This window comes from Caballeronia concitans (assembly GCF_001544615.1).
Lineage (GTDB): Bacteria > Pseudomonadota > Gammaproteobacteria > Burkholderiales > Burkholderiaceae > Caballeronia > Caballeronia concitans.
This window is the reverse complement of record NZ_FCNV02000020.1, coordinates 43,854-50,965: the sequence shown is the minus strand read 5'-3', so window position 1 is coordinate 50,965 and position 7,112 is coordinate 43,854. Positions and strand designations below refer to the sequence as shown.

The window sequence follows — 7,112 nt, the reverse complement described above, 5'->3', positions numbered from 1 at the left end:
TAAACCTTCCTCTTAATACTTCGTGTGAGACTCTTGATTACTTTTGCTATGCCGATTCCGAAGAACCGGCCGCACTTGCCATCAAGCGCCCACACTTATCGGCTGTTAGTTTTTAAAGAGCACATCGCCTGACTTATCCACTTCACCGCACCGAGCGTCTTGCTCAGCGCCGCTTCAGTCTGGCGTTTGCTGCATCAGCAGCAGAGAAACGAGATTATGAACATCGCTTCGGAGTCTGTCAACAAGTTTTTGAAACGCTTTACTTGCTGATTGCGTTTGAGAAACCTTTGCATCGCTCTCACCCGCACCCACGAAACTGCCCACTCCCGCTTCCTTCGCGTTCAGTGAATCGCGAAGGAACGAAATTCTAGTGAGTCGATGTGCGATATGCAAGCGATTTCGCAATTAAAAAATCACCGGTGTTTGAACACGGGCTTTCGCTTTTCGACGAACGCAGCCATACCCTCTTTCTGATCTTCCGTCGCGAACAGCGAATGAAATAAGCGCCGCTCGAAGTGGACGCCTTCCGCGAGCGTCGTCTCATATGCGCGATTGACAGCCTCCTTGGCCATCATCACGGCTGGCAACGAGAATCCGGCGATGATCGTCGCGGCCTCGACGGCCTCGTCGAGCAAACGGTCAGCCGCAACCACTCGAGACACCAACCCCGCCCGCTCGGCTTCCGCGGCGTCCATCATGCGCGCGGTAAGGCACATGTCCATTGCCTTCGCCTTCGATACCGCCCGCGGCAGGCGCTGCGTGCCGCCCGCACCCGGGATCACGCCCAGCTTGATCTCCGGCTGTCCGAATTTCGCGGTGTCGGCGGCGATGATGATGTCGCACATCATGGCGAGCTCGCATCCGCCTCCCAGCGCGAACCCCGCCACCGCCGCGATGACCGGCTTGCGAATGGAGCGGATCGCTTCCCAGTTGCGTGTGATGTAGTCGCCCTTGTAGACGTCCATGTAGGAATAACCAGCCATCATGCCGATGTCCGCTCCCGCCGCGAACGCCTTCTCACTTCCGGTCAACACAATTGCGCCGATGTCCTCATCGGCGTCAAAAGCCTTGAGCGCAGCGCCAAGCTCGTCCATCAGCGCATCGTTGAGCGCATTTAGCGCCTTCGGACGATTCAGCGTGATCAATCCGACTCTGCCGCGTGTTTCCACCAGCACGTTCTCGTATGCCATTCGCTCCTCCTGGCGATCCTCTGGTAAGTCCTAGTGACTGACGATGTTGACCATCATCTCGATAATGCTACCATCACCAACCAACCGGTCGGTTAATTAATCGACCTGCACCGTCCTTCATTTCTCTCTCTTGCGACCATGACACATCCGCTATTCACGAAGCACGAAGCGATGCTCGACAAAGCGCTCTCCGCTATCGAAACTCGCGGCTACTGGAGCCCGTTTGCCGAAATGCCGAGTCCCAAAGTGTACGGGGAAACGGCCAACGCGGACGGCGAAGCCGCCTTCACAGCACATCTTGGCAAGACGTTCGAGCTCGATCAACCATCGACAGGTGATGTCGTCGGCGAAGAGAGATCGCCGTTTGGAACCTCGCTCGACATCAAATACCCGAAGGCCGATCCTGACGCCCTCGTCCGTGCCTCGCAGCAGGCGCAGCAACAGTGGCGCGCGGCAGGTCCGCAAGCCTGGGTTGGCGTCAGCCTCGAGATTTTGTCTCGACTGAACCGCGCGAGCTTCGAGATCGGCTACAGCGTGATGCACACCACCGGTCAGGCGTTCATGATGGCGTTCCAGGCCGGCGGCCCCCATGCGCAGGACCGTGCACTCGAAGCCGTCGTCTACGCCTGGGACCAGTTGCGCCGTATTCCGGCCCAGGCGCATTGGGAAAAGCCGCAAGGCAAGAATCCGCCGCTCGCCATGCAGAAGCGCTTCACCATCGTCCCGCGCGGCACCGGTCTCGTGCTCGGCTGCTGCACTTTTCCGACGTGGAACGGCTATCCGGGCCTGTTCGCCGATCTCGCCACCGGCAACACCGTCATCGTCAAGCCGCACCCCGGCGCGATTTTGCCGCTCGCCATCACCGTGCGCATTGCCCGCGAAGTGTTGCGCGAAGCCGGCTTCGATCCGAACGTCGTCACGCTCCTCGCCACCGCACCGAACGACGGCGCCCTCGTTCAACAACTCGCCGTGCGCCCGGAGATCAAGCTGATCGACTTCACCGGCAGCACGCAGAACGGCACCTGGCTCGAGCGCAATGCGCATCAGGCGCAGGTGTTCACCGAGAAGGCGGGCGTGAATCAGATCGTGATCGATTCCGTCGACGACATGAAAGCCGCCGCGCGCAACATCGCGTTCTCGCTCGCGCTGTACTCGGGCCAGATGTGCACCGCGCCGCAAAACATCTACGTGCCGCGCGACGGCATCCGCACCGCCGACGGCCAGCTCAGCTTCGACGACGTCGCGAAAACGCTCGCTGGCGCCGTCGAGAAACTCACGTCGGATCCCGCGCGCGCCGTCGAGTTGACCGGCGCGATCCAGAACGAAGGCATCGCGGCGCGCATCGCTGAAGCGCGCAAGGTCGGTGACGTACTGCTCGACAGTCGGACGCTTCAACATCCTGCCTTCCCCGAGGCACGCATACTCACGCCGCTTCTGCTGAAACTCGACGCACGTACGGACGAGGCCAAGTTCACGAAGGAATGGTTCGGCCCGATTGCGTTCGTCGTCGCGACCGATTCCACGGCGCGATCGCTCGATCTCGCCGGCTCCATTGCGCAAGAGCACGGCGCGCTGACGCTCTCGGTCTATAGCACCGACGACGCTGTCATCGACTCCGCGCACGAAGCCGCGATTCGCGGCGGCGTCGCGCTGTCGATCAATCTCACCGGCGGCGTCTTCGTCAACCAGTCCGCAGCGTTCTCCGACTTCCACGGCACCGGCGCCAACCCTGCCGCAAACGCCGCGCTCGCCGACGCCGCGTTCGTCGCGGATCGCTTCCGCGTCGTGCAGAGCCGGATGCATGTTGCACCGGAAGCGGTTGCTGCGAAAGCCGGCCAAACGGCATAGGCAAAACAACGGGAAACGCAAAGTCGGAATCGGCTTATGCCATTCGGCCTAATGGAAAGCGCCGGGCCGCGCGTCTAGTATCGGCGTGTGAGGAATTCGAACGCGGCTCGTGCCCAAGGAGATGTCATGTCCGAGCAGTCTGTCCTGTTTCAAATCGATGGCGATACGCGCGTTGCCACCATCACGCTCAATCGCCCCGACAAGCTGAACAGTTTCACTCGCGAGATGCACGGTCAATTGAGCCGCGCGCTCGATGAAGCCGAATCGGGCAACGCGCGCGCAATCGTTCTGACCGGCGCGGGGCGCGCGTTCTGCGCTGGGCAGGATCTCGCCGATCTGGACTTCACTCCGGATTCGATGTCCGATCTCGGAGAGCTGATCGACGCGCACTTCAATCCGCTCGTGCGCCGTCTTCAGTCGATGCCGCTGCCGGTCATCGCGGCGGTCAATGGCACGGCCGCGGGCGCAGGGGCGAACCTGGCGATGGCCTGCGACATGATCATTGCTGCGCGTTCGGCAAGCTTCATTCAGGCGTTCGTCAAGATAGGCCTCGTGCCGGATTCCGGCGGCACGTGGCTCTTGCCGCGGCGTGTCGGTGAGGCGCGCGCGCTGGGACTTGCGCTTACCGGCGACAAGCTCGACGCAGCGAAGGCCGAAGCGTGGGGCATCGTGTGGCGCGTCGTGGACGATGCCGAACTGCAACCGGCAGCCGCGCAACTCGCCACGCATCTCGCACGACAGCCCGCACGCGCGGTCGCTGCGATCAAACGAGCGATGCGCGCGAGCGCAACGAACTCGTTCGACACCCAACTCGACCTCGAACGCGACGTGCAACGCGAACTCGGCGCATCGCCCGACTACATGGAAGGCGTCGCCGCGTTCAAGGAAAAGCGCGCGCCGCGCTTCGAAGGCCTGTGAATCGACTACGGAGAATCGTGTGACGCCTCAACAACTCGCCGAAGCCACGGCCAAGGCCATGTATGAAGCAGACGCGTGCTCGCGTGCGCTTGGCATCGAGCTGGTCGAAGTGCGGCCCGGCTACGCGCGCCTTCAGATGAACGTACGCCCGGACTTCCTGAACGGCCATGCGATCTGTCACGGCGGCCTCATGTTCACGCTGGCGGACTCCGCGTTCGCCTTCGCGTGCAACTCCTATAACGTCATCACGGTCGCAGCGGGCTGCTCATCGAGTTCCTCCGGCCGGTACACGGCGGCGACCGCCTGACCGCGGAGGCGGTGGAGCAGACGTTGAGCGGACGCACCGGCATCTACGATATTCGCGTCACCAATCGCGAAGGCGAAGTCGTCGCGATGTTTCGCGGCAAGTCCGCCCAGATAAAGGGCACCGTGATTCCCGCGTGACGGGACCGATCGATCAGGCGGACGCGGCCACGACCCGCGCCGCATAGCGACATGAAGGAGACATCGATGACTACACCGTTGCCGCTCGACGCGATCGAGAAGGCGAGCCGCGACGAACTCGTCGCGCTCCAGCTCGCGCGCCTGAAATGGTCGCTCAAGCACGCTTACGAGAACTCGCCCGTCTATCGGCGCAAGTTCGATGAAGCGGGCGTGCATCCGGACGACGTCCAGTCGCTCGCCGACCTCGCGCGCTTCCCCTTCACCACAAAGAAGGACCTGCGCGACAACTACCCGTTCGGCATGTTCGCCGTGCCGCAAGAGCGCGTCGCGCGCATTCATGCGTCGTCGGGAACGACGGGCAAGCCTACAGTCGTCGGCTACACGGCGAAGGACATCGAGACGTGGTCGGATCTCGTCGCGCGCTCTATCCGCGCGGCGGGCGCACGTCGCGGCGACAAGGTGCATGTGAGCTACGGCTATGGCCTGTTCACCGGCGGGCTCGGCGCGCACTACGGCGCGGAGCGCGCGGGGCTCACGGTCATTCCCTTCGGCGGCGGACAGACCGAGAAGCAGGTGCAACTGATTCAGGACTTCCGGCCCGACATCATCATGGTGACGCCGAGCTACATGCTCTCCATCGCGGATGAACTGGAGCGGCAAGGCCTCGATCCGGCGAGTTGTTCGCTGCGCATCGGCATTTTCGGCGCGGAGCCGTGGACGAACGACATGCGCCGCGCGATCGAAGAGCGCATGGGCATCGATGCCGTCGACATTTATGGCCTTTCCGAAGTGATGGGGCCGGGCGTGGCGTCGGAGTGCGCCGAAACGAAGGACGGTCCGACGATCTGGGAAGACCACTTCTACCCCGAGATCATCGATCCCGAGACCGGCGAAGTGCTGCCGGACGGCGAATTCGGCGAACTTGTGTTCACGTCGCTCACGAAGGAAGCGCTACCGATCATTCGCTATCGCACGCGCGATCTCACGCGGCTTCTGCCGGGCACGGCGCGCACGATGCGTCGCATGGAGAAGATCACCGGGCGGTCGGATGACATGATGATCGTGCGCGGGGTCAACGTCTTTCCGACGCAGATCGAGGAACTATTGCTGAAGCGGCCGGTGCTGGCGCCGCATTATCAGATCGTGTTGACGAAGGAAGGTCCGCTCGACGTCTTCACGCTCAACTGCGAGCCGTGCCCCGAATCGGCGCCGGACATCGCGGCGCTCGACAGCGCAAAGGCCGCGCTCGCTTACGACATCAAGGCGCTGATCGGCATAAGTGCCGTGGTGAACGTGCTGCCGGTGAACGGAATCGAGCGGTCTGTGGGGAAGGCGCGGCGGGTGGTAGACAAGCGAAACGCGAAAGTCTAGTCAACGCTTCGCGCTTCGTCGGCCTACGAGTTCGGCATCAAGAGCCACATCCGGCCGCCCTGCTTCATGCGCCCGGCCAGATCGCCGGCGTCGTCGCCGAGGCCCCAGAAGTAGTCGGCGCGCACGCCGCCCTTGATCGCCGTGCCGGTGTCCTGAGCGAAAACCAGCCGGTTCATCGGCTGGTTGCTGAGCGGCCGTGTGGTCTGAAGGAACACGGGCGTGCCGAGCGGAATCGCGGAGGGATCGACTGCGATCGAACGTTCGGGCGTTAGTGGAACGCCCAGCGCGCCGACAGGACCGTCGCCGAGGCTTGCCGTCATCACGTCGTTCGCGGGCATTTCGCGGAAAAAAACGAAGCGCGGATTCACGTCGAGCAGCGCATCGACGCGCGCAGGATTCGCCTTCGCCCACGCCTTGATGCCTTGCATCGTCGCCTGGGCCGGCGTGAGTTCGCCGCGATCGAGCAACTCCCTGCCGATCGACCGATACGGCTGGTTGTTTGTGCCGCCGAAGCCCACGCGCATGACGCTGCCGTCTTCCATGACGACGCGCCCCGATCCTTGCACTTGCAGGAAGAACGCCTCGATCGGATCGTCCACCCAGACGAGTTCGTTGCCGTTCAGCACGCCGGAGCGTTCAAGCTGGGCGCGCGCGGGCAGTGCGGCGCCAGGCTTGTAGCGATACGGCCATCGATACAACGCGTACTGATACGCCCCGTGACGCGTGCGCGAGCCCCGCAAGAGCGGCTCGTAGTAGCCGGTCACGAGACCGTCGAGCGTGCCGTCGGTGTTCGCCAGCTGAAACGGCGTGAAATAGGTCTCGAAGAAACTGCGCGCTTCGGACATGTCCAGGTCGTCGAGACGCTGCGCCGCTGCGCACGCCCGCTGCCAATTAGGTTGGCGTGCGAGCCGGCTGCAATTCTGGCGCAGCGCGGCGGTCGCGCCGATGAGCGAATCGTCCTTCCAGCCGGGAACCTGCTGCCAGCTCACGGCGGTGAGCCGCGACGCGGCGCGCTGCCCCGTCGTGATCGGCGTGCCGCCGGCCGTGCTCGGCCCCGGCTTCACGTAAGTGCCGCCGCCGCACGAGGCGAGCAGCACAGCCGTTGCAACCGATGCGGCCCAGGCCGCTCCTCGTGCCGCGCTACGCACGATACTGCGCATACAATGCTCGTTCTTGATGGGAACCGCCATGTCTGATCTGTTCGACGAATATCCGATGCTGATTTTTGCGCTCGAGGCGCTCGTGGCGCTTGCCTTGCTGATTTTCATCGTCGCGTGGACGGCGTCGGGGAAGAAGAAACACCCGAATCGCGCGAACGACGCCGCCAAGCGCCGATAATTC

Annotated in this window: 6 protein-coding genes and 1 pseudogene; 5 read left to right on the top strand and 2 right to left on the bottom strand. The window is 63.1% G+C overall.

What is annotated here, in order from left to right; genetic code table 11:
* Positions 1 to 413: 413 nt before the first annotated feature.
* On the bottom strand, positions 414 to 1,190 hold the full coding sequence (locus AWB72_RS27015; protein WP_040050054.1) for an enoyl-CoA hydratase: 777 nt from the start codon (positions 1,188 to 1,190) through the stop codon (positions 414 to 416).
* 138 nt (positions 1,191 to 1,328) lie between these two features.
* Here AWB72_RS27015 and paaN point away from each other — a divergent pair, with 138 nt between their 5' ends.
* The 4 genes and pseudogenes from paaN (at position 1,329) to paaK (ending at position 5,771) form a co-directional block, all read left to right on the top strand.
* Entirely contained in the window at positions 1,329 to 3,038 is a 1,710-nt protein-coding gene (gene paaN / locus AWB72_RS27010) for a phenylacetic acid degradation protein PaaN (protein WP_040050053.1), read from the top strand.
* 126 nt (positions 3,039 to 3,164) lie between these two features.
* Positions 3,165 to 3,956 (top strand): 2-(1,2-epoxy-1,2-dihydrophenyl)acetyl-CoA isomerase PaaG, encoded by a 792-nt coding sequence (gene paaG, locus AWB72_RS27005; RefSeq protein WP_040050052.1) that lies wholly within the window; start codon positions 3,165 to 3,167, stop codon positions 3,954 to 3,956.
* Positions 3,957 to 4,014: 58 nt separating this feature from the next.
* Positions 4,015 to 4,400, top strand: a pseudogene (paaI, locus tag AWB72_RS27000) (hydroxyphenylacetyl-CoA thioesterase PaaI).
* Between the two features lie 66 nt (positions 4,401 to 4,466).
* Entirely contained in the window at positions 4,467 to 5,771 is a 1,305-nt protein-coding gene (gene paaK, locus AWB72_RS26995; protein ID WP_087128984.1) for a phenylacetate--CoA ligase PaaK, read from the top strand.
* Between the two features lie 23 nt (positions 5,772 to 5,794).
* Here the strand turns inward: paaK and mltA are convergent, their stop codons facing one another.
* Complete coding sequence (mltA, locus tag AWB72_RS26990; protein ID WP_040050050.1) at positions 5,795 to 6,961, bottom strand: murein transglycosylase A; 1,167 nt, start codon at positions 6,959 to 6,961, stop codon at positions 5,795 to 5,797.
* Between mltA and AWB72_RS29900 the strand changes: the two genes are divergently transcribed.
* The gene (locus AWB72_RS29900) at positions 6,960 to 7,109 is read left to right on the top strand and encodes a hypothetical protein (protein ID WP_040050049.1); all 150 of its coding nucleotides are present in this window, start codon (positions 6,960 to 6,962) and stop codon (positions 7,107 to 7,109) included. The two genes, mltA and AWB72_RS29900, sit on opposite strands and share 2 nt — an antisense overlap.
* The last annotated feature ends 3 nt before the right edge of the window (positions 7,110 to 7,112 follow it).

Excerpts from the sequence above, each read along its gene's own strand:
- mltA (WP_040050050.1), bottom strand. The coding sequence starts at position 6,961 with ATGGCGGTTCCCATCAAGAACGAGCATTGTATGCGCAGTATCGTGCGT.
- paaK (WP_087128984.1), top strand. The coding sequence starts at position 4,467 with ATGACTACACCGTTGCCGCTCGACGCGATCGAGAAGGCGAGCCGCGAC.
- paaN (WP_040050053.1), top strand. The coding sequence starts at position 1,329 with ATGACACATCCGCTATTCACGAAGCACGAAGCGATGCTCGACAAAGCG.
- paaG (WP_040050052.1), top strand. The coding sequence starts at position 3,165 with ATGTCCGAGCAGTCTGTCCTGTTTCAAATCGATGGCGATACGCGCGTT.
- AWB72_RS27015 (WP_040050054.1), bottom strand. The coding sequence starts at position 1,190 with ATGGCATACGAGAACGTGCTGGTGGAAACACGCGGCAGAGTCGGATTG.
- AWB72_RS29900 (WP_040050049.1), top strand. The coding sequence starts at position 6,960 with ATGTCTGATCTGTTCGACGAATATCCGATGCTGATTTTTGCGCTCGAG.